Source organism: Halomonas sp. Ps84H-12 (genome assembly GCF_024124725.1).
Taxonomy (GTDB): Bacteria; Pseudomonadota; Gammaproteobacteria; order Pseudomonadales; family Halomonadaceae; genus Vreelandella; species Vreelandella aquamarina.
Window position 1 is genome coordinate 1 of sequence record NZ_JAMXSJ010000042.1, and the last position, 21,608, is coordinate 21,608.

The 21,608-nt window shown below is 55.5% G+C and carries 18 protein-coding genes, 1 tRNA gene and 3 pseudogenes; 6 read left to right on the forward strand and 16 right to left on the reverse strand.

Features of this window, described 5'->3' with window-relative positions; all coding sequences use genetic code 11:
- Positions 1-1,006, forward strand: a protein-coding gene (locus NH344_RS15975; RefSeq protein WP_253028134.1) for an IS630 family transposase whose coding sequence is annotated in 2 segments (ribosomal slippage) — positions 1-378 and positions 380-1,006 — 1,005 coding nt annotated over the 2 segments. Because the reading frame shifts where the segments join, the coding sequence is not laid out codon by codon here. This gene is flagged as partial in the annotation.
- Between the two features lie 160 nt (positions 1,007-1,166).
- On the opposite strand, the gene NH344_RS15980 is transcribed toward NH344_RS15975, so the two are convergent.
- Both NH344_RS15980 and NH344_RS15985 read right to left on the reverse strand, forming a co-directional pair.
- The gene (locus NH344_RS15980) at positions 1,167-1,457 is read right to left on the reverse strand and encodes a hypothetical protein (protein ID WP_074211395.1); all 291 of its coding nucleotides are present in this window, start codon (positions 1,455-1,457) and stop codon (positions 1,167-1,169) included.
- A gap of 90 nt (positions 1,458-1,547) precedes the next feature.
- Positions 1,548-1,700: pseudogene (locus tag NH344_RS15985) on the reverse strand (transposase); the annotation flags it as partial.
- Between the two features lie 46 nt (positions 1,701-1,746).
- Here NH344_RS15985 and NH344_RS15990 point away from each other — a divergent pair.
- A pseudogene (locus NH344_RS15990) lies at positions 1,747-2,256 on the forward strand (integrase core domain-containing protein); the annotation flags it as partial.
- A gap of 4 nt (positions 2,257-2,260) precedes the next feature.
- Here the strand turns inward: NH344_RS15990 and NH344_RS15995 are convergent.
- From NH344_RS15995 to NH344_RS16020, 6 genes are all read right to left on the reverse strand, one after another.
- Positions 2,261-2,560: a hypothetical protein gene (locus NH344_RS15995; protein WP_074211394.1), complete on the reverse strand. Its 300-nt coding sequence runs from the start codon at positions 2,558-2,560 to the stop codon at positions 2,261-2,263.
- Positions 2,561-2,585: 25 nt separating this feature from the next.
- Positions 2,586-3,353: an ABC transporter ATP-binding protein gene (locus NH344_RS16000; protein WP_253028135.1), complete on the reverse strand. Its 768-nt coding sequence runs from the start codon at positions 3,351-3,353 to the stop codon at positions 2,586-2,588.
- On the reverse strand, positions 3,350-4,102 hold the full coding sequence (locus NH344_RS16005; protein WP_074211392.1) for an ABC transporter permease: 753 nt from the start codon (positions 4,100-4,102) through the stop codon (positions 3,350-3,352). The genes NH344_RS16000 and NH344_RS16005 overlap by 4 nt, the downstream gene beginning before the upstream one ends.
- An 8-nt stretch (positions 4,103-4,110) precedes the next feature.
- Positions 4,111-5,142, reverse strand: coding sequence for an ABC transporter substrate-binding protein (locus NH344_RS16010; protein WP_074211391.1), 1,032 nt, complete (start codon positions 5,140-5,142; stop codon positions 4,111-4,113).
- A 309-nt stretch (positions 5,143-5,451) separates the two neighbouring features.
- Positions 5,452-6,090: a TetR/AcrR family transcriptional regulator gene (locus tag NH344_RS16015; protein WP_253028136.1), complete on the reverse strand. Its 639-nt coding sequence runs from the start codon at positions 6,088-6,090 to the stop codon at positions 5,452-5,454.
- Complete coding sequence (locus NH344_RS16020) at positions 6,059-7,201, reverse strand: NADH:flavin oxidoreductase (RefSeq protein ID WP_074211388.1); 1,143 nt, start codon at positions 7,199-7,201, stop codon at positions 6,059-6,061. Before NH344_RS16020 ends, NH344_RS16015 begins: the two co-directional genes overlap by 32 nt.
- A gap of 371 nt (positions 7,202-7,572) precedes the next feature.
- Here NH344_RS16020 and NH344_RS16025 point away from each other — a divergent pair.
- The 3 genes and pseudogenes from NH344_RS16025 to NH344_RS16035 all read left to right on the forward strand — a co-directional run bounded on the left by NH344_RS16025 (position 7,573) and on the right by NH344_RS16035 (position 11,612).
- Positions 7,573-8,572, forward strand: a pseudogene (locus tag NH344_RS16025) (IS5 family transposase).
- A 296-nt stretch (positions 8,573-8,868) separates the two neighbouring features.
- Complete coding sequence (locus NH344_RS16030; protein WP_253028137.1) at positions 8,869-10,038, forward strand: amidohydrolase; 1,170 nt, start codon at positions 8,869-8,871, stop codon at positions 10,036-10,038.
- Positions 10,039-10,106: 68 nt separating this feature from the next.
- A complete protein-coding gene (locus tag NH344_RS16035; protein WP_228219959.1) occupies positions 10,107-11,612 on the forward strand; it encodes an AbgT family transporter in 1,506 nt (501 codons plus the stop codon).
- Between the two features lie 2 nt (positions 11,613-11,614).
- Here NH344_RS16035 and NH344_RS16040 read toward each other — a convergent pair whose 3' ends face one another.
- The 8 genes from NH344_RS16040 to NH344_RS16075 all read right to left on the reverse strand — a co-directional run bounded on the left by NH344_RS16040 (position 11,615) and on the right by NH344_RS16075 (position 21,027).
- On the reverse strand, positions 11,615-12,511 hold the full coding sequence (locus NH344_RS16040) for a LysR family transcriptional regulator (RefSeq protein ID WP_074211385.1): 897 nt from the start codon (positions 12,509-12,511) through the stop codon (positions 11,615-11,617).
- 133 nt (positions 12,512-12,644) lie between these two features.
- On the reverse strand, positions 12,645-13,391 hold the full coding sequence (locus NH344_RS16045; RefSeq protein ID WP_253028138.1) for a hypothetical protein: 747 nt from the start codon (positions 13,389-13,391) through the stop codon (positions 12,645-12,647).
- Positions 13,298-13,744 carry an endonuclease NucS domain-containing protein gene (locus NH344_RS16050; RefSeq protein WP_244891598.1) on the reverse strand — a complete coding sequence of 149 codons (447 nt, stop codon included), beginning with the start codon at positions 13,742-13,744 and terminating at the stop codon, positions 13,298-13,300. The genes NH344_RS16045 and NH344_RS16050 overlap by 94 nt, the downstream gene beginning before the upstream one ends.
- A 154-nt stretch (positions 13,745-13,898) precedes the next feature.
- Complete coding sequence (locus NH344_RS16055) at positions 13,899-14,903, reverse strand: Abi family protein (protein WP_074211384.1); 1,005 nt, start codon at positions 14,901-14,903, stop codon at positions 13,899-13,901.
- A complete protein-coding gene (locus NH344_RS16060) occupies positions 14,900-16,645 on the reverse strand; it encodes a restriction endonuclease subunit S (RefSeq protein WP_074211383.1) in 1,746 nt (581 codons plus the stop codon). The genes NH344_RS16055 and NH344_RS16060 overlap by 4 nt, the downstream gene beginning before the upstream one ends.
- On the reverse strand, positions 16,642-18,138 hold the full coding sequence (locus tag NH344_RS16065; protein WP_074211382.1) for a class I SAM-dependent DNA methyltransferase: 1,497 nt from the start codon (positions 18,136-18,138) through the stop codon (positions 16,642-16,644). Before NH344_RS16065 ends, NH344_RS16060 begins: the two co-directional genes overlap by 4 nt.
- A gap of 73 nt (positions 18,139-18,211) precedes the next feature.
- Entirely contained in the window at positions 18,212-20,662 is a 2,451-nt protein-coding gene (hsdR, locus tag NH344_RS16070) for an EcoAI/FtnUII family type I restriction enzme subunit R (RefSeq protein ID WP_074211381.1), read from the reverse strand.
- Positions 20,663-20,961: 299 nt separating this feature from the next.
- Positions 20,962-21,027: transfer RNA gene (locus NH344_RS16075), tRNA-Leu, on the reverse strand.
- Positions 21,028-21,376: 349 nt separating this feature from the next.
- On the opposite strand from NH344_RS16075, the gene NH344_RS16080 reads away from it, so the two are divergent.
- Positions 21,377-21,608, forward strand: a 232-nt coding sequence (locus NH344_RS16080; RefSeq protein WP_253028139.1) for an AAA family ATPase, incomplete at its 3' end; no start/stop codon positions are given.

The following is a 21,608-nucleotide window of genomic DNA, read 5'->3' on the forward strand; positions in this document are numbered from 1 at the left end:
CGCTTCGTTGCCCCTCTCACTGAACCTGAACAACAGACGCTGACCTCCGCCTATCACCATGGCGAGAAGCGCGCTCTCCGTCGTCGGGCGCATGCCATTCTACTGAGTGACCAAGGCCATACTATTAACCAAATCAGTGAGATACTTCAGGTTCGCCGCGATGCCGTATCACGATGGTTCAAGCAATGGGAAGTGTCCGGTTTTGATGGTCTCATCGACAAACCGCGTAGTGGACGAACACCTGTCCTCGATGAACACGATCACAAGCGACTGCAAGCGTTGGTAGCCGAGCATCCCCATCAGATTCGCGCCTTACAGGCTCGCTTTCAAGAAGAGACCGGCAAGTCTGTCGCCACGGTGACACTGCGTCGGGCGTTGAAAAAAAAATGGCTATAGCTTCAAGCGCATTGGGCATTCACTCAAGACCCAGCGTGACGAAACGGACTTTCGCAAAACGCAAGGCCTGATGAAAGCGCTTCACGAGCGAGAGGGCCAAGGCGAGCACGAGCTCTATTACTTTGATGAATCAGTTTTTTCACAAGCGTCGTCGGTGCCGTATGCGTGGAGTCCTATCGGCAAGCCCTGGGAAGTCACTGCCTACGCCCGCAGCCGAAGGCTAAACGTGTTGGGATTCTTAAGCCGAGCCGGAAAACTGGTCTATCACACGACAACCGAGACAGTGACCACGGAAACGGTCATAGAAGCGTTTGACCAGTTTGTGATCCAGAAGGATCCAGACACCTTCGCCGTTGTGGTGCTCGACAATGCCAGCATGCATCGCTCCAAGGCCTTTAGGCGCAAGAGGGTGGAGTGGATGTCGCAACGTGTGCATCTGATCTATCTGTCTGCCTACTCACCAGAGCTGAATCTGATAGAGATTCTGTGGCGGCAGATGAAGTACACCTGGCTGCCTTTGAGTGCCTATCTCTCGTTTGAACGTCTATGTGAAGAGGTACACCGCTTACTCGGTGGTTACGGAGCCGATCACGCGATTAATTTTGAATAGGCACTTACTTCACGTCACGGTGGGGCCTTAATAACTCCAGCGAGACCTTGTATTGCTTCCTGCCATCCTCCCCCAGCACGATCACACTCTTGCGGTTGATCTTTTGGTGACGATCCCCAATACCGGGCCTTCCGGATCCGGGCCTGGCTATCGAGTCCGATCATCCGTGCTGGCTCAGCCGGAGTTCAACGCCATTACCCAGGCTGAGCACAATGTGCCAGCCTGGGCCGGAGGATGGGGAGTTGCCCATCAACGACGAGAGATCCAGAAAACCGGCTTCACCGGATCCAGCCGAATCATGGGTCGACGGATCGGACAGACGCTTGCGCCAGTTGCAGAAACTGGCGTAACCAATGTTCTCTTGTTTGCAAAACTTCGAAGCTGACAGACCACTGTCACGCTGCTGATCAACCAGGGTCTGCCACTGTTCGGGTGTGCGGTGCTTTCTCATGGGGGTAACCTCGTGTTGGAAAGTGTGAGGTTACTGTAGGGCGATTTTCAGCAGGGTGGCAGAACGTCGTGGAATGAACGCTTACGGCAAAACGGCACCTCGTCCTCTGGCAGCTTTACGCCAATTGTACAAGGTTGCGGTACTGATGCCTTCCTGGCTGGCCAACTCGGCAACAGTCAGGCTGTGAGGTGGAGCCATCTTCTGGAGAATGGCTTCTTTACGTTCCGGTGAATAATAGGGCATGGTTGTCCTCTGAAATAATCAGGCGACAACTACGCTGACACATAGGGCCATCGACCGTGCGACACGCTGGGTCTACCTGGAGGTCCGAGGCAGCCAGTCCGCGAAGGATGCTCGGGCGTTTATGAAGCAGGTGGAGAAGAAGGCGCCCTTCAAGATTCAGACGGTGCTGACCGACAACGGCAAGTCGTTCACGGATCGCTTCACGCGGACAGGTGAGCGCAAGCCCAGCGGGCGCCATCCCTTCGATCAGGAGTGCCTAGCCCACGGCATCGAGCACCGCCTGATCAAGCCGGGAAGGCCGCAAACGAATGGGATGGTGGAGCGCTTCAACGGCCGTATCAGCGACGTGCTGGCGACCCGGCGCTATACTACAGGCGAAGACCTCGAGCAGACGCTCAAGCGATACTGCTGGCTGTACAATCACCATATCTCGCAGAAAGCGCTGCATCATCAATCGCCGATCACGGCGATGAAGGAATGGCAGGCCAAGCGGCCTGAGTTATTTACCAAACGGGTGGTCAATCACCCGGGACCCGACACTTATTCAAAGCGCTAAAGTTTTATGCGCGGATATAAGCCCAGCCTTTTGCTTGGAGTTCAGCAAGTGTCACCACTGCCGCATCTACCTCAGTGAGGGCACGGGTATTGTCGAGCCCTTGGGCCACAAGGGAATTACGGCATAACCGCAGCATTGGGTCGGTTTCGTCAGGAATGGTCAGGGCGGCGGCAACAGCGCTGGCATTAGCGACAATCAGTACCTCAGCGTCTGGCCGGGCCTTTTGCAAGTTGACGGCATTACGGCGGGCACGAATCAAAGCCTCTGGCGTGGGCGCGTGAAGCAGCACGTGAAAGGGTAGCATGGTTATCTCCGAGAAAAACGCGTGATCAGTGGTTGCCGATGATCGTCTCGACACGCTGCACAAGAGGTACGAATTCGGTGTGGTCACGGCGATCATCTAGAGGCATGTCGACTTCAAGGGTCTTAACCACCCGTGCTGGCTGATCCATCTCGCCATTGCCTAGTACCATCACCCGGTCGGCAAGCAGGACGGCTTCCTCTATATCGTGAGTGATAAAGACAATGGCGGCTTCGGTACGTCGACGTAGCTCGACCAGCTCCTGTTGAAGTCGGCGCCGAGTGATAGCGTCAAGCGCAGAGAAGGGCTCGTCCATGAACAGCACCCTGGGCTGAACAGCAAGCGCCCGGGCAATGCCGACCCGCTGCTGCTGACCACCCGAGAGCGTATGGGGCCAGCGTTCCGCGAATTCATCAAGCCCCACTAGTGCCAGAGGCTCCAAAGCGCGGCGGCGGCGCTCGGCTTTGGAAAGCGAAAGACCCTCCAAGCCTAATTCCACGTTACCCCGTACTCTGCGCCAAGGAAAAAGCCTTGGCGCCTGAAAAACCATTGACCAGGCGCGAGTGTCTGGTGTGATGGCGGCGGGTATATCTACTCGCCCCGATTGTGGGGCAAGCAAGCCAGCCAATGCTCGCAGTAGGGTCGACTTTCCAACCCCTGAAGCACCTACCACGGCCACGAACTCCTGAGGGTGCAGTGTCAGATCAACACCGGCCAAGACGGTGGTGCCGTCAAAACCTAGGCTGACGTTTCGTGCGCTGAGCACCGGGTGCATCGTCATGCTAGTGTCGGTCATGATTGCCACCTTAGTAATCTGCGCTGCACTACCATGAACAGGAAGTCGAAGGTTGCGTAAAGGGCGGCGATGGTCAACATGTAAACCACCACGATATCGGTCGCCAGCAGGCTAGAAGCCTCCATCATGCGCTGGCCAATACCAGGGATGCCGAACAGCTCAGCGGCCACCACGGTCATCCAACCCTGACCGAGTCCGGCACGCAGACCGCTGAGAATACCTGGGGCCGCCGCAGGCAAGCTGACCTTGGTCAACCGAGCCAGAAAACGCTGCTGACCAAAGGCGCGTGCCACTTCGTCATAGCCAGGATCAATCGAGTGCACAGCGCTGTAGCTGGCGAAGTAATTGATCCAGAAAACGCCAATGCTGATGATGAAGGCGGCTGCAGAAGGATTTATGCCGAACCAAATGATGGCGAAAGGAATCCATGCCAGCGGCGGAATGGGTCGTAGCAATCTAGCAAGCCAGGCATGCGCAGCATTAAACCTGGGCAGCAGCGCAGCCGATATGCCCACGGCAATGCCTAAAGTCGAACCCAATAACACGCCCACACTGTAGTGGCTAAGGCTTGAGCGCACTACGTCAAACCAGATGCCATCGAGCAGTTCAAGCCACAGTACGCCGGGAATGGATGACGGCAAGGGCACCAAGCTGCCGGGCAACAGACCACTTCGCAGCGAAAGCTCCCAGAAAAGCAGAAAGCCGGTCAGCCCTAATACACTATAGAGAGTGCGTTGGGCGCGCGTCATGCCTATCATCATTTGCTGTCACGTTCCGCGATGACGGCGTCATACAAGGACGTATCAAACAGGGCGTCGAGATCCACAGACTCATTTAAAGAGCCTTGTTCGATCTGAAAGTCGTGCATCCGCTGAGTGCCCTCACGAATGGCGTGGGGATCACTACCGTAATTGGATGAGGGAGAGGCGAGCGCTATTTCTACAGTTTCTAGAGGAATCAAGCGCTTGCCGACGAACTCGCGGACATGGGGTGCTGCACTGTTGGGATTTTCAACGAGCATCTCGGTGGCTCGTACATGCAGTGCCATTAACGTCTGCATAGCCTCAGGATGGTCCGCCAGCGCGGCTTCACGAGCAGCCAGTACCGCCCCCGGCTGGCCTGGAAGCATGGCATCGGCACGGGCCACCACGCGAGCCTGATTGTCACGCTGCTGCACGGTGGTGAGAATTGGCTCTAAAATAGAGGCAGCATCCACGGCACCCGCGAGCAGTGCCTGTTGGACGCGATCGGCACCCATGGCGACGATCTCAACGGCTTCCAAACCCACACCCAACTGTTCGATCAACCAATAGCGCAGCACGGTATCCGGCACCGAGCCTTGAGGGAACGTGGCGATCTTGGGCTTGCGGCCCTCTGCGGCGGTGAAGCTGGCAATAGCCTGCGCACCATCATCGCCAGCGCGCTCGAAATGGTCCGCTAGTTCGCCACGTGCCACCAGACCGATCTGCTCCTGAATGCTAGAGGCGAGAACCTTGATGGGGACGCCGTTAGCCCGGGCTACCATCGCCGGGCCGATACCGAAATACATAACGTCAAGCTCGCCAGAGGCCAACGCCTGAACCATGGCCGGGCCGCTCGAAAAGCGTGTTAGCTCCAATTCCAGTCCCGCTTCCTCGGTCCAACCCTCTCCTTCCATCACAAACAGTTGGGCGACCGGTAATATCGGCATGTAGCCAACTTCCAAGGTAGTGAGGTGATCATCAGCCTGGCTGGTGGTGCCAACAAATATCGCCGTTAGCATTGCCAAAGGGCGAAGGAAACGGGGCATGGCGATCTCTCCATTGGAAAATGAGTGACCATGTATCCTATACGATTGCCGCATATAACTAAAATGGTTGTATACGACAAATTCATATACTCATATATTCTTTACATCCAAGCACGGGATGGTGTCTGTAAGACTATAAATGTGCGGCTTCTCAGAACATTCCTGCTCGTGCTCAGGTTCCAGCGAGGTTATAGAGCAATGCCGACGTGGACTTAAATGTACAAGTTATCAGCCGGATAGCGGTCTCTTAGACAACGTCGTTGCTGACAGTGATGGCGTTCGTTTAGCAGTGTCACTGGCTGACTGCTCTTAATCGTTTACCGAATAAGAGCGCACATATTGCATTGCTTGGGCGATCACCAATCGGCCAGCGCTGCTGTCACCATAGGCCTTGATGAGCGTCGCAGCACCTTGCTGACTGGCCAGAATGAAATGGGAAATTGCCTCAAGGTCAGCCTCCTCGCTAAGCTCACCCCGTTGCTGACTCTGATTCAGGGCATCACGTAAACGAGAGTCAAGTGCCCGGAAACACTGGCTAACAGCAGCACGGGTGGTTTCATCATTGTCATGTAGGCCAGCCGCCAAAGTGCCTATCGGACAGCCACGATAACAATGCTCGACTTCCAACTGATCAACGGCGGATAGAAGCCACCGCTCTAACGTATCGAGGCTATCTAGTTCGTGAACTTCCATAGACGCAAAGAGGCGGTGCTCCCACCAAACGGCGACCTCGCAAACGAGTGCATCTTTATTGCGGAAATGCTGGTAGAACTGGCTCTTGCCTGCACCGGCCTGACGCAGGATCTGCTCCAAACCGGTACCATCGACGCCCTGAGCGTGGAAGAGCTCAGCTGCCGACTCGACAATGCGTTGTCGAGTGGCTTCGCCCTTAGCATTACGGCCGTGGCTTTGTTGATTATCGAGTGACATCAAGGGTAGCCGAGACATCATGTTGCTCCCGCCAAGCGTCCTCATTGGACAAGTTTGCACGAGGCATCAGCATAGCGAAGTCCAACGTCGCCAGCGAACGGTTGTTGCGTACCCTATATGGCCAGTCGTGATTAGCCAAGGCCGCCTTGCCGATCGCCACAAAGTCGGCCGCCCCCTGAGCGATAATCGTTTCAGCTGCCTGAGGGTCACCCAATTCACCATTGGCAATCACCGGAATATCAATCAGTTCGCTGGCTAGCGCCGAAAGGCTCTTTTCGGTCCCTTCAACGGCCGGCGTGAGGGCGTCAAGCTCGGAGAAATGCAAGTAATCGAGCCCCTCGGCTTCTAGGGTGGTCATGATTATGGCGGCCTCCTCACGGCCCGCCCAACGATAGTTCGAGTCGGTAACCTTGATTTGCGACAGACGCATACCAACTAGAAAATCACTGCCAACTGCTTTACGCACAGCCCGTATCACCGCGATAGGAAATGCCAGCCGCCTTTCGAGGCTGCCACCCCAGGCGTCATCACGGTGATTGAAATACTCAGAGATGAACTGATCGATCAGGTAACCGTTGGCTCCGTGGAGCTCGACGCCGTCGAACCCAGCAGCTTGGGCTCGCTGTGCAGCAGCCGCAAAACCGGCGATGGCCTCCTGAATGTCCGCCTCACTCATCGGGCGGGGGGTTGGATAGGGGCCTTCCCCTCCATAAAATCCAAGCATTTCACCCTTTGGTGCTACTGCAGAGGGAGCTGCCGTGTCCTCGACGAATCGGTTGCCTTGGGTTTGGGCACCACCATGCATTAGCTGTGCCACGAACTTTGCCCCTTCCGTCTGAACAGACTCGACAATCGGTTGCCAAGCCTCCTGCTGCGCTAGATTGGCCAAACCAGGCTGGTAGTCATAACCCTGACTAAAGCGCTCATCAGTATAGATTCCCTCGCTGATCAGCAAGCTAAAACCGCCGCGGGCAAAATCACGATAGTAATCCCGCATACGCTCAGTGGGACGACCATCAGCTTCAGCGCTTGTGCGGGTCATGGGTGCAAGGATGAGACGGTTGGTCAGATTGAGACCAGATAGCGCGCCGGGTTTAAACAGGTTTGGATATTGCGAAACGTTAGCCATACATTAATCTCTCAAAAAAAGTACCAATCGGTACAATTTAAGAGTTTTTTAAGGAAAGGGACAATCGAAAACACCTATCGACCTGATAAGCTGGTTAGATGACAACGACTAAAAAAGGTGATGCAGCGCTGTCGTCTTACCTTTTATTACACCACTCATAGATGTTCCCACTTCCACTTGGCAGGCAGCCGGAGTGTCGCTTGCTACGTAACATTGGGGGGCTGACGAATTAAAGCACGGTGTGAAAAAAGCAATTTTTCTCATAACAGAAATCAGTTAAGGAAACGCTGCATAAATCCCCCTGAAGCTGCCAGAGCGCTACCGGCAGGGTAAAGTCTTAGCTGTCCATCACTTGCTGACCGGGCCACCCGATGAAGCAGATCTCTTTCTCCCAGGCAGAACAAGAAGAAGGTCACCCGCCGCGAGCGGTTCCTGGCCCAGATGGAGGTGCTGGTGCCTTGGCAACGGCTCATCGACGCGCTGTCGCCGTCCTACTTCCCGAACGCAGCGGGCAAGCGTGGCCGTCCGCCCATCGGCCTGGAGCGCATGCTGCGGATCTACTTCCTGCAGCAGTGGTATGCACTCGCCGACGAGGCGCTCGAAGATGCGATCTACGATAGTCAGGCGATGCGCGACTTCGTGGCCATCGAGAGCGTACCGGACGCGACCACGCTGCCGTGCTTCCGTCATCTGTTGGAGAAGCATGCGCTGACCCAGCGGATCTTCGAGGAGGTCAACGCCCACTTGGCTGAGCAGGGCCTGTTCATGCGCGAGGGCACCATCGTCGACGCCACCATCGTAGCGGCCGCGCCCTCCACCAAGAACAAGGCCAAGCAACGCGATCCGGAGATGAAGCAGACCAGGAAGGGCAACCAATGGTATTTCGGCATGAAGGCGCATATCGGCGTCGATGCCGTCACCGGGCTGACCCACCGTGTCGCCGCCACCTCGGCTAACATCGCCGATGTCACCATGACCAGTGAATTGGTTCGGGATGATGATAAACGGGTATACGGCGATGCGGGCTATACCGGCATGTGGAAGTACCTGGACGAAGAGAAGGATGCCCCGGACTCTCGCTGCTGTGTATCCGCCAAGCGTGGCGCCATCAAGAAGATGGAAGACAGTCCCATGAAAGCGCTGCTGCTCAAGATCGAGAAGGCGAAGGCTAGCATCCGTGCCAAGGTGGAGCATCCGTTTCATGTGATCAAGAACCTCTTCGGCTACCGGAAGGTGCGCTACAAGGGGCTGGCCAGGAACCAGGCGCAGCTATTCAGCCTGTTCGGGCTGGCCATCTGGTGCTGGCGGCACGATGCGAAGGACGCGTTGACAGGGCCAGTGCGTCTTGAATCTGCCCTGCCAGCCGGATAATCCGGCTGGCAAGGGAAACAGACCACCTTCGCTGGTCAGAAAGCGACCGCTGATGCAGTGAAAGTGCCATTATGAGCGTTTCAGCCGCTTAGAGACGAATTGATCAGCGGTTCCTTAATCACACCCAATACTACGTTTTATTCGAATTCCCATCTCCGGCATTCATCAGCGCCTCCCCTGCGCACATCGTTGCCTTGAAAGCAACAAACACATCTCTTTTGGCACTCGTTCCTGCCCGCCAAGTCGCTTAGCGTTACTGATGCCCACAACGACACAGACAACGGCAAGGACAGGACATGTATTCATCCCCCTTTTTCACCCAGCCACAAATTGACGACGCGGTGGCCGTGCGCCATCAGCTTCACCAGCATCCAGAGCTCAAATTCGAGGAAACTGACACGGCCAAACGGGTGGCCGAACGGCTGACGTCACTGGGCTATAAGGTCACCGAAGGCATTGCTACTACCGGCGTACTGGCCGAGCTGGACACCGGCCGTAAAGGCCCTGTGATTGCCTTTCGGGCCGATATGGATGCGCTGCCGATCAAAGAAGCCAACAGCTTTGCGCACCGCTCCCAACGAGAAGGGCTGATGCACGCCTGCGGCCACGATGGACACACAGCGACGCTGCTGCTCGCCGCTGAAGCGATTATCGCCCAGCGCGATCAGCTCTGCGGCCACATCAAACTGCTGTTTCAGCCAGGAGAAGAGGGTGGAAACGGGGCCGATAAGATGGTCAAAGCGGGCGTGCTCCAAAACCCGCAGGTAGACGCGATTTTTGGCTACCACAACCGCCCTGGCTTTCCCGAAGGGCAGCTGTTCGTCAAACCAGGCTCCGCCATGGGCGGTAACGACACCTTCAAAATCACCATTGAAGGCGTCTCCGGCCACGCGGCCATGCCGCATTTGGCGGTAGACCCTATTTATGTAGGCGCTTCTCTTGTGCAACAACTGCAGGGGCTGGTGGGCCGCCATAAATCACCGCTGGAAGCAGGCGTGATTACCGTCGCGGCGTTTCATGCAGGCGACGCCGCCAATGTCATTCCAGGCCAAGCAGAACTGCTGGTGAATATTCGCAGCGACCGGGAAAGCTCCCGCGCTGCATTGGTCGGCAAGCTGGAACAGGTCGTTAATGGGGTGTGTTCCGCTCACGGCGCGCGTTTTCAGCTAGAGCATCAGCACCAAATCCCTCCGTTAGTAAACGATACCGCTTGGTCGGAGCGTGTGTTGGCGATTGCCGCCGAACAAGGCGTCAGCGCCGATATTCAGCAGCTGGACTACATGCCCACCATGGGCGCTGAGGATTTTGCGTTTTACCTGCAAGAAGTGCCGGGGTGTTTCTTCTTTGTGGGGAACGGCGACAGCGCCTACCTGCATAACGAACGCTACGACTTTAACGATGCCATTCTGCCCGTCGCAGGCGGCATGTTTGTGGCGCTGGCCACATCACTACTGAAGCGCGACTAACAGCGCTAGCCGCCACGTTAAGTGGCATAACAACGTTGAATAACAAGGCTTCTTATAAGGAAACTGTCATGCAAGGTGTTCTCGCTTCCATCGAGCGGGTAGGCAATAAGCTGCCGCACCCGTTTATCCTATTCACTATTTTGGCCGCCCTGGTGGTGGTTATTTCCGCTATTTTAGCCACGCTAGGCGTCTCGGCGGTCAACCCGCAAACCGAGGCAGAAGTGACCGTTCGCAGCCTGCTCTCTGCGGATGGCGTCGAGTTCATGCTGACCAGCGTGGTCAGTAACTTCGTCAACTTCCCGCCGCTGGGGCTGATTTTGGTGGTGATGTTCGGCATTGGGCTGGCCGATAAAGTAGGTCTGATGTCCACGCTGATGCAGGTGAGCGTCGCCAAAGCGCCGCCCTCGCTGCTGACGTTTTGCGTATTTATGGCGGGTATTTGCGGCAGCATTGCTTCCGATGCCAACTACCTCATCCTGATCCCGCTGGCCGCGATGGTCTACTACTCAGTGGGCAGGCATCCCGTGGCGGGGGCCGCCGCTGCTTACGCAGCCGCCGGGGCTGGGTTTGATGCCAGCCTGTTCATCACCGTGGGCGATGCGCTGTTTGCAGGTATTACGACCGATGCTGCTCGGCTGGTAGACCCAGACGCTTACATCTCTCCCGTAGATAACTACTACTTTGTGGCCTGTTCAGTGTTTGTACTGGCAGCCGTCGGCACCCTGCTGGTCGACAAAGTAGTGGAGCCACGGCTACAGCGTACGCTCCCCATGGGTAAAGATTTCAAAACCGAGGTGGTCACGCCGACGCTGACGGAGGCCGAAAAGCGCGGCCTCAAGCGCGTTGGATTGGCAACGCTGGCCTACATTGCCCTGGTGCTGCTGGTGGTGCTACCCGAAGCCTCGCCGCTGCGCAACGAAGAGGGCGGTTTGATTCCTTCGCCGTTTCTGCGCTCGCTCGTGCCGCTGATGTTTATCTACTTCGTCACCATTGGGTTGGTGTACGGCATCACCACCGGCAAGATTACCCGCAGCCGCGATGTGCCCCAGCGCATGGCGGAATCAGCCAGCGACCTCGCCCCGACCCTAGTGCTGTTCTTCGCGATCTCGCAGTTTATTGCCTACTTCCGCTGGTCGGAGCTTGGCCAGTTTATCGCCATTGAAGGCTCGAACGTGCTGCAAAGCACCGGCTTTACCGGACTTCCCCTTGTTGGGGCGTTTATTGCCATGAGTGCGGTGCTGAACGTCTTTATGACCAGTGGCTCGGCTCAGTGGGCGCTGATGGCCCCGGTGTTTGTGCCCATGCTGATGATGATCGATTTCGACCCCGCCTTCGTGCTGGCGATGTTCCGCATTGGGGATTCCAGCACCAACATCATCTCGCCCATGAGCCCCTACTTCTCGGTAGCACTGGTGTATATGCAGCGCTACAAACCGGACATGGGGCTAGGCACGCTGATCGCCACCATGCTGCCCCTTGCCATGGGCTTCTTGCTGGCGTGGTCAGCGTTTCTGATGTTCTGGCTGATGATGGGTTGGCCCATTGGCCCGGGTGTTTACATGATGGCGAACTAGCGCTACTGCATCGCCATCATCAACTTCCATAAATAGTCGGCAGCGGGCGAGAGCCTTCTGCCGACACGCTTCACCAAGTTGCCCTGGCTGCTGGCCGCCATGGGGTGATCAATCGGGATCGCTTTCAGCAGCCCCGCCTCAATCTCGCTGCGTGCAGCAGCCGCCGTCATAAACGACACCCCAATGCCCGCGCTTGCCATACGCCGCGAGACAGAGTGCAAATTACAGCGATACGCCGGTGTGGCAGGCTGCCCCGCCGCGCCAAATAGCGCATTCACAAACTGCTGCGAGCCCGACACATCGGGCAGAAAAATCAGCTTATGCTGCAGCAGTTCCGCCACGCTCACGCGCTCATGCCCTGCCAGCGCATGGGAAGGCGCCACGAGCGCACACAGCGGCCCCCGCTCGAACGAGTGCACCACCAAACGTGGATCAGAGATCGGCCCATAGGTAATGGCAATATCCACCTCGTCGCTGGCCACCATCTCATGGGGTTCGCGAGGATAGTAAATGCCGGTTTTGATCTCGATGAGTACGTCCGGATAGTGCTCAGAGACCCGCTTCATCACATGGTTGATAAAGCTATCCACAAAGCCATCGCCCACCGACACCACCACCTTCCCGGCCTGCAAGTTACGAAGCCGCGACAGCGTATCGCCCAGCTCAGAGTTCAGCCGCCGCTGGGCCAAAAAGCCATCCACCACCAACTGCCCCGCCTCCGTGAGCATGACATGCCGCCCCTGACGCTCCAGCAACGCCATGCCCAGCGCCTGCTCCAACGATCGGATCTGACGGCTCACCACCGACGGGTTGGTATGCAAATGCTCCGCCGCCGCGCGAATACCGCCGCAACTGCTGACTTCTAACAGGTAGAAGGCACGTTTATCGAGTAGGGTCATTAGAGTTTGATCACATGCTTAAAGAACATCAGACACATTCAACTCAAAGGGGCCGCCCATGACGGAACACTCCGTAAAGCACGGCCTCACTATTATCGTTCATCAAACATGGCTGGTGCTTACGATCGGCTTACTACACTCCACCGCCTATCGGCCATGCCTGCTTTAACCGCATAACCGTATGCGACCACTTAGAAGCCGTGGGCTTGCAAACCGTGTTCTGATTACCGAACAACCCCACTTCACTGAATGCCTGGCTGCGCTCTGCGGTATAAAGCCAGCGAACGGGCACTAAGTATTCGGCATTGTCCTCTTCATCATCCAATGCACGGTAAAGGTGCGGATACTCGTTGGGCGTAGCAAGCTCTAACAGCGTTTTAGCGCCGTTTTCTGTGTCGAAGTGATACTCCGTAGCACGGCAACGCTCGCCAATGACCTCACCGACCCCAACATAGCCCGTTTTCGGGATATTGACCCAAATACGGTCACCTTCTGAAAGCATAGAAAGCGTTTTGGAGTACCACGCGGCGCCACCGCCTGCGATAAAGCCCAAACGCCGTGCGAGTTCCCAGGGCCGTTCATCCCCAAAGGAGGCGTAAAACTCCCCATTCCAAGGCTCTTTATTGGCTTTTCTTGCGATTGGTTTAGTCGGCTCATCCGGGTCGATCATCCAAGCGCGACTGAGATAACGGTTGCCGTTATCCTCAAACGCACTAAAGAACATAGCATTGATCGATAGCTGGGCATGCTCATTCAAGTAGTTGATAATCCGCTCGCTACTGGCATCTAGCTCCGTGGCCACCACGACCATCTGATGATTATCATTGAGCGTGACAGTATCGAGTGAAATACCAAACTTGGTTTCAAATGCCTCATCCAACGTAGACGCTCCGCGAACTGCTGGTAAATATCGATCAACTGATAATCCGCGAGCGTCACCACCCACGAAGCGTAATCGATAGCCTGAGCCACCACGTCACGAGGTGTCTTATCACGTTTCAGCTCGATCACAATCACCGTACCATTGGCATCCACTGCAAGCAGGTCAATCAGCTTGTCGAAGCCAGTGCGTACCTGACGACCAATCAGCAGCCAATCCCGATTCAAAATCGAGACATCCTGCATAATCTGCTCTTCCAGCAAACCCTCGTCCGCCATACCTGATGGGCGTAACTTCTGCGGTAACGCGCCCGGCGCACTCGCAAGCTTCCAGATGCCTTGTTCGATAGCCATGTCAGTTTGATGCCTGTTGAGGTAGCAATGCACTGCATATGGCAGTGCATATTATGTTGCATTATGCAGTACAGGGGCCTAGTATTCACATCAACACGGCCCCTATCGATGAGACTGCCACGCAGTCGAGTTGCTTAGGGGTTTTTTATTGCCTTCATGTCCACTCCCATTGCTCCCAGCCCTCTATCACGCCCATACCTTTTAGGTTTAGGCCTACGGCGTGCAAGTCTGGAAAACTGTTTAGTAAATCTGCCAAGCGAGTCCACCATGTGCTGGTGGGATTCACCGTCATTAATAGGAACTGAACAATGCAGAGCAGCAGGAAAGGGCGCGCTTGAACGTGGGCATCCTGCCATCCCTGAAAAAACAGGTTAGCTTCACCATGGCTAGGCTTACGCGGCTGGTCAGCCATATTGCGGTTCCATAACCGGCTATGATGGGCACACACATTGCGTAAATAGTTCAAGCTGCGAAGCCAGGAAGCAAATACGCGCCCATTGCTAATACCATAGCGCGCTGCAATAGCATCCTGCTCTTGTTCACGCATTCCACCGAACAGATGAGAAAGCGTACCGAAGTCCCACACTTCACTGGCTATCCATATCGGCAACGGTAACCCGTACTTCTTTTTATGGTGCTCAATAAACGTTTCCCGAGAACGGTTAATTAAGCGCGCATGATTTTCCTGCCATTTATGCAAGGGCGTGACGCCTGTTTTCTGATCAATCTTATTGGCAAACTCATCATGCAGCAGTGAAGGGTTCAAATAGGCATACGGATCTAGCCGCCCCAGCGTATGGGCGATGTCTACCCGCAGTGCCACTTCAATACGCTCAAGGCCATCCAGTGCCAGTAGGCGTAACCGCTTATCGAACACGTAAAGATCGACAGCTTGCTGAAAGGTGGTGCCGTGCTTAAACATATCTAACGCTAGGTAATCCGTTTTGCCTTTTTTAAGCAGCCGCTTACCGTTTTTATTTAAAGGCGTGCATACGCCTGAGCGCTGACGAAAAGCAAACCAATACCCGCTCAACCGGTAATAGCCAATCCGTTGGAGATGCGCCAGCGCGCGCTGGTCGTCTGTTACCGTTAAGCCACGATCTTTTAGCTGCTTTAATTGCTCCAAGTGGCTGAGCCAGGGCTTGATGTAACTCGTCATCTTTTTACCGCACCCTCCACCACTGCCGCCGCCAGCTGGCAGCGGGTTTCGCTGGCCCGGTTCAGGCGTTCCTTTAGCTGGTCGCACAGGGCCATGAGTTCATCGACTTTTTGGACGATGCGGTATTGCTCCTCTGTTGATGGCAGGGCAACCGGCATTTTTTTCAAGATGCCGTGATTCAAGTTTGTCATGGTCGTTCCAACAGAATTGCCAGTTAAATAGTCCCGAACGGTGTCCGTTGAAAATAACAACAGGATGAATCGCCTGTTAATTGCCGAATGAAATCGCAAAACAAAGCTACCGGTGCCACACAGCCATCCAGATTCTCTGTCTGTCACGATGGCGCAACGCCCGACTTCACCGCGTCTGGCCATCACAATGTCGCCCTTGGCCAATTTATAACTGGATAATTCTTCAGCCTTAGCAGGTGTGACGCTAACTGAGGAATCTTCTTTGATTCCGCCGCTTACCATATGAGACGGGTTAACCAGAGGGGTTCCGTTTTCAACATAATCATGTTTGTGAATCATCGAACCAAATGGTCCGGTTGATATTTCGTCAGCAATATCCTCGAATGAAGCCCAAACCCAGTTTGCTGGTGCGGGGTAACTATGCTGGGTTTCGTCCAGTTGAGTTAGCGGTCGTGGGCGCTTGATTCTTTTTTCGCCCGCGAGTGCCATTTTTCTTGTATGGATTTGAGTCAGCAAGTTGGTGGCAAGCTCATCCCCCGCATCCTGCTCCACCAGCCGCCCCATCACCGCCAGTTGCAGGATGGTCTGCTTGAGCTTGTCGATGCTCTGTTCGGTGGTGAACAGGGTGTCGAAGTGGGCTGCGAGGCGGGCCCAGTTGTCGGCCAGTTCGGTGGCGTTTTCGGATTGGGTGAGGGTGCCGAGCAGGGTGTCCACGAGGGTTTCGTGGGCTTCGAGCTGGTCGCTGGTTTGTTGCTCCAGCCGGTCGCAGAGGGCCATGAGTTCATTGACTTTTTGGACGATGCGGTGTTGTTCCTCGATTGGCGGCAGGCCGATTACATAACTCAGTAACTTATCTTGAGTTATCCCAGCGACAGTCGTACCCGTGCCGGTAATATCCAAGGTCGTATATGCCAGGAAAAAGTAATCTAGGGATACTTCAGGTGATACTTTGACGGCTTTCAGGTCTTGGTTGATAGCGATAGGCTTTGAGCATATCGCAATTTTGCCCAAGCCCATTCTGGTACAGATCAATACGTCGCCAGTATCTGCGAGCTTGCTCCCTGCCTTCAGGCCCTCTTTGGTAATATAGTCTTGGGTTTCGTCGAGATGCTTGGTCTTTCCCAAATCCTTAACGCTGGCCCATGGAATGTCTCCATTCCAAAAGCGAGAGTTCTGTTTGCTAGGAGTGCCGCCGCTCATTATCGAATCAAACAGTGCTCCGAGCCTCGTCCATTCCCAGTTTTCGGGAAGATGGAAGTACTGCTCTTCTACAGAAACACTTGGAAGCTTTTTGCGCCTTTTGATTTTTCCCTGAGTGTATAGCTGCGTCTGTCTCGCTGAAACTCGTTGCAAGAGGTCTGAGGCTGGCTCATCACTCGCTTCGCGAGTTGTGAGCTTGCCTTGAACTGCCATCCCGAGTATCAGTTCCCGCAGCTTCTTAACCCCAGTCAGCTCAATCTTGCCATTACTCCCCCGACCACTGGTGGACTTCTTCGTAACCGCCCGGGTCCACAAATCCAGATGCTCGGTAATCAGCTCCCGCGCACTCACGCCGCACCTCCGCCGGTGTTTTCATCGCTGTTGTGAGAAAGCGCATCGGCCAGGATGTCCCGCAGCTGGTGGCGGATTTCCTGGATTTCGGACTGCTGCTGTTCGTATTTGGCCAGCAGTTCGTCCGGGTCGTGGTTGACCTCTTCGCCCTGCCAGGGGTTCTTGATGTCCAGGTTGTAGTTGCGGGCCTTGATGTCGTCGATCGACACTTTCCAGGCCTGCTCGGTTTCCTCGCGGCTGGCGAAACCGTCCGCCTCGCTGCCCCACCAGTCGATTTCGGTCTGGAACTCCGAGAACTTCATGGGCTTGGTTTTGCTGTAGCTCTTGTAGCCTTCCGGGTAGGGGTGTTCGTAGTACCACACGGTTTCCGTGGGCTTGCCCTTGGTGAAGAACAGCAGGTTGGTTTTGATGCCGGTGTAGGGGTTAAACACACCGTTGGGCAGGCGCACGATGGTGTGCAGATTGCACTCTTCCAGCAGCTTTTCCTTGAGCCGGGTTTTCATGCCTTCGCCAAACAGGAAGCCATCTGGCAGTACCACCGCGGCGCGTCCACCGTCCCGGAGCAGGTGGATGAACAGGGTCATGAACAGGTCGGCGGTTTCCCGGGTGCGGAAGGCGCTGGGGAAGTTGGTTTCGATGCCGTCTTCTTCCATGCCGCCGAAGGGCGGGTTGGCCACGATAACGTCTACCCGTTCTTTCGGGCCCCAGCTGATGAGCGGGCGGGCCAGGGTGTTGTCGTGCTTAATCTGGTCCGGCACTTCAATGCCGTGCAGAATCATGTTGGTGGTGGCCAACAGGTGCGGCAGGGGCTTTTTCTCAACGCCGTGGATGCTCTTCTGCAGGGTTTGTTCGTCCTGCGGGGTACTGACGTAGTGCTTGCGCTTGTGCTCGATGGTGCAGGTGAGGAAGCCACCGGTGCCACAGGCCGGGTCCATCACCTTCTCGTCCAGTTTCGGGTCCACCCGGTTGACCATGAACTCGGTCACTGCCCGCGGGGTGTAGAACTCACCCGCGTTGCCCGCGCTTTGCAGGTCTTTGAGGATTTGCTCGTACATATCGCCCAGCTCGTGGCGCTCGGCGGATTTGTTGAAGTTGATGCCGTCCTGCAGCTTGTTGATGACCTGGCGCATGAGCTGGCCGGACTTCATGTAGTTGTAGGCATCCTCGAACACGTTGCGGATGACTACGCCCCGGTAGTCGTCACCGGCCGGTTCCAGATTCTGCAGGCCGGGGAACAGGGTGTTGTCGATGAAGTCTTTGAGCTCGTCGCCGGTGATGCCTTCCGGGTCGGCGGCCCAGTTTCGCCAGCGCAGCTTTTCCGGAATCGGGGATTTATAGTCGTCGTAAATCAGTTCCCATTCCTGTTCCCGGTCGTCGAAAATTTTCAGGAACAGCATCCAGACCAACTGGCCGATGCGCTGGGCATCGCCGTCTACGCCAACGTCTTTGCGCATGATGTCCTGAATCGATTTAATGGTGGTGCTGATTGACATGGTGAGATGTGTTCCGTTGGCGTGTTAATCACGGCCTGCACAAGGGCAGGCCGTCAGCAAAAAGGCAATGGTATCAGGCGGGCGTTTGGTAAAGGGCCTCTTCCAGTTCATGCAGCGCTTTTTTGTACTTAGGCTTGCCGCCGAACGCATCGAAGAGTTCCAGTACAGAGCCGATTTCGTTGAAAGGCGACATGGTGAGCACGCTGGTATCTTCGATGGGGGTTATACCGGCGTCGGCGTATTTATCCACCAGGGATTCAAGCACCTGCCGGGCCTGGCCTTCGTAGCGGTTGAAAATATCGCGCTTTCTGACTTGTTCGGCGCGCTCGCGGCGGGTCAGCGGTGGGCGGTCGAAGGCGATATGGCAGATCACATCGAAGGGGTCGGGTTCTTCACCCCATTTTTGGCCAAGCTCGGCGACCAGAGCATCCCAGAAGATGCCTTCTTCGGCCAGTTCATCGAGGATCGCCTGCTTGCGCTCGGCATCCTGCCAGCGGCGCAGAAACGCATCCAGCGAGGCGAACTGGGCTTTCACCTGTTTTCGGGTGTAGTCACGCAGGCTTTCGGTAATCAGCTTGCCATCCGGCCCCAGGTATTGAACGCGCTCAGCGACAATGCTCACTTCCACGTCATCCACCACGTATTTGCGCCGGGGCTCCGGCCCTTCGGTGGTGCCCAAGCCGCCCACATCGTCAGATTCCCAGGTGGCGTTCTCGTCTACGTCGTACTCGGCCCAGTCAGTCTCGACGCCTTCTGCGGCTGTGTCTTCTGTATCTTGTGGGTCTGCCTGTTCTTCATCCAAGGCGCCGTCTTGCTCATCCGCTGGAACGATAGGGGCGTCATCAGCATAGGGCTGATAGACCTGCACCGGCTCGCCATCGAAATCGGGATCGGCGAACAGCTCGGTGGCTTTCTTGAAATCCAGAATGGTGAACCAGTGCTTGTTGTAGTCGTCGTTGATGCGGGTGCCCCGGCCAATAATCTGTTTGAACTCGGTCATCGACTGGATGCGCTGATCAAGCACAATCAGCTTGCAGGTCTGGGCGTCCACGCCGGTGGTCATCAGCTTGCTGGTAGTGGCAATCACCGGGTAGCGCTCTTCCGGGTTGATGAAGTTATCCAGCTCGGCCTTGCCTTCTTGCTCGTCGCCGGTAATCCGCATCACGTATTTACGGTTCTCGGCCATTCGCTTAGGGTTGAGGTTGACCAGCGCTTGGCGCATACGCTCGGCGTGGTCGATGTCCTCACAGAAGACGATGGTTTTCTGATAAGGGTCGCTGCTTTCCAGCAGTTCGGTAATTTTGGCGGCCACTAGGATCGTACGCTTTTCCAGCACCAGCTGTTTATCGAAATCCCTCTGGTTGTAGATGCGGTCTTCAATCTCTTGGCCAAGCTTATCCCGCTGGCCCTTGCTGGGCCGCCAACCTTGCAGGTCTTTATCGATATCCACCCGCACCACTTTGTAAGGCGCCAGAAAACCATCCTCAATGCCCTGCTTGAGCGAGTAGGTATACAGCGGCGCGCCGAAGTAATCGATGTTGGAGACTTCCTTGGTTTCTTTGGGCGTGGCGGTTAAACCGATATGCGCTGCTGCGCTGAAATAATCCAGAATTTTGCGCCAAGCGGAGTCTTCCGCCGCACTGCCTCGGTGGCACTCGTCAATCACAATCAGGTCGAAGAAGTCTGGCGAGAACTGCTTGTAAATGTTCTGCTCTTCTTCGCTGCCGGTCACCGCCTGATACAGCGAGAGATAGATTTCATAAGACGCATCCACCGTGCGGTTGGTGACCTTGGTCATCGCCTGGCCGAAGGGTTTGAAGTCGTTGTTCTTGGTTTGGTCGACCAGGATATTACGGTCAGCGAGGAACAGTATTCGCTTCTTCTGGCGCGACTTCCACAACCGCCAGATGATCTGAAAGGCGGTAAACGTCTTACCGGTACCGGTGGCCATCACCAACAGGATACGGTCTTGCCCCCGTGCCACGGCTTCGACAGTGCGATTGATGGCAATGCGCTGGTAGTAGCGCGGGCTTCGGCCACTCCCGTCATCGTAATAGGGCTGTTCAACCACTGGGCGAGCATCGGGCTGAATGCCTTTGTATTGGCAGTAGCGCTCCCATAGCTCGTCAGGCGACGGAAATTCAGCCAGGGTTAGAGTGGTTTCGGTTTGCTTACCCAGCCCGGTGCGGTCGTGGAACAGGAAGCCGTCGCCATTGCTGGAAAACACAAAAGGCACATCCAGCGCATCGCTGTAAGCCAGCGCCTGCTGCATGCCATCGCCCAGGCTGTGCTTGTTATCCTTGGCTTCTATCACCGCAATCGGCTGGTTTTTCTGGAAGCTCAGTAGGTAATCTGCCCGGCGCTTTTTGCCCCGGGTATGCAACCGCCCCCGCACGATAATCCGCCCGGCGGTAAAGGTCACCTCTTCACGAATTTGCGTTTGGATATCCCACCCCGCCTGCACCAAGGCCGGGGTAATGAACTTGGTGCAAATATCGCGTTCGCTGAGGGCCTTCTTATCCATGGCAGCATCCTGCTTATTCTGGCGGGTGAGCTTATAAGCACTAGCTTACGATACTCAGCCGACTTAAGCATCTTGTGCTAAGCGGACGTGAGAATATCGATAGTTATACCCACAAGCGACACACTGGGTAGCAGAACGCTAATATGCGTGTGACACACCCGTGTCAGATTAAAGCCGCAGGTCAACGGCCGAGTAGCAGGGTTTGAAGGCAATATTGGCAGGCGTGGCACATGGATGACACAGATTTGACACAGCCAAAACAAAAGGGCCTACGCGTTAACGTAAGCCCTTGATATATTTGGCGCGCCCGGCAGGAATTGAACCTGCGACCTTCGGCTTCGGAGGCCGGTTTCAGTCGCATACGCATCCTTCCTCCTCATCGCCAAAAAATCATAAATTTTTTAAAAAACAATGACTTAAAACAAAATCAATGCTTTCTAACTCTTCACTATCACACCAATTAACGCCATTCTTTGTCTTTTGTCGTCACAATGTTGGCACACACCGTGACTTTTTCGCGTCCTGCTTTTTACCAGATTTGACCTTTGGTCAACGCGCAATATGTGCTCGTTTGAATGATTTGGCTACGCATAAAACGCGAGTAGTACAACCGCCAAAAAACGCAGCATCATACGCACAAAATGCCCTTATCACCACCATGCTAAACTCATCATCCACACCAACACGCGAGCGGTTTCGTTATGAGAGGCCAGCATGCCATCTGCTCATCGTCGTAAGTTGCCCATTGGCATTCAAACCTTTTCGGATATTCGGGAAGGCAACTATTACTACGTTGATAAAGCGCCGTTTATTGAAAAGCGAGTTATTGGTCGGGTAGACCGGACGATTGCTCGTTCCGGCCCCCCACAGATCCGAGCGTGCGCGATTGACGCACTCGGCTCCTCAACCGTCAGGTTCACACGAAGGACGCTCGGTGCACGATTCT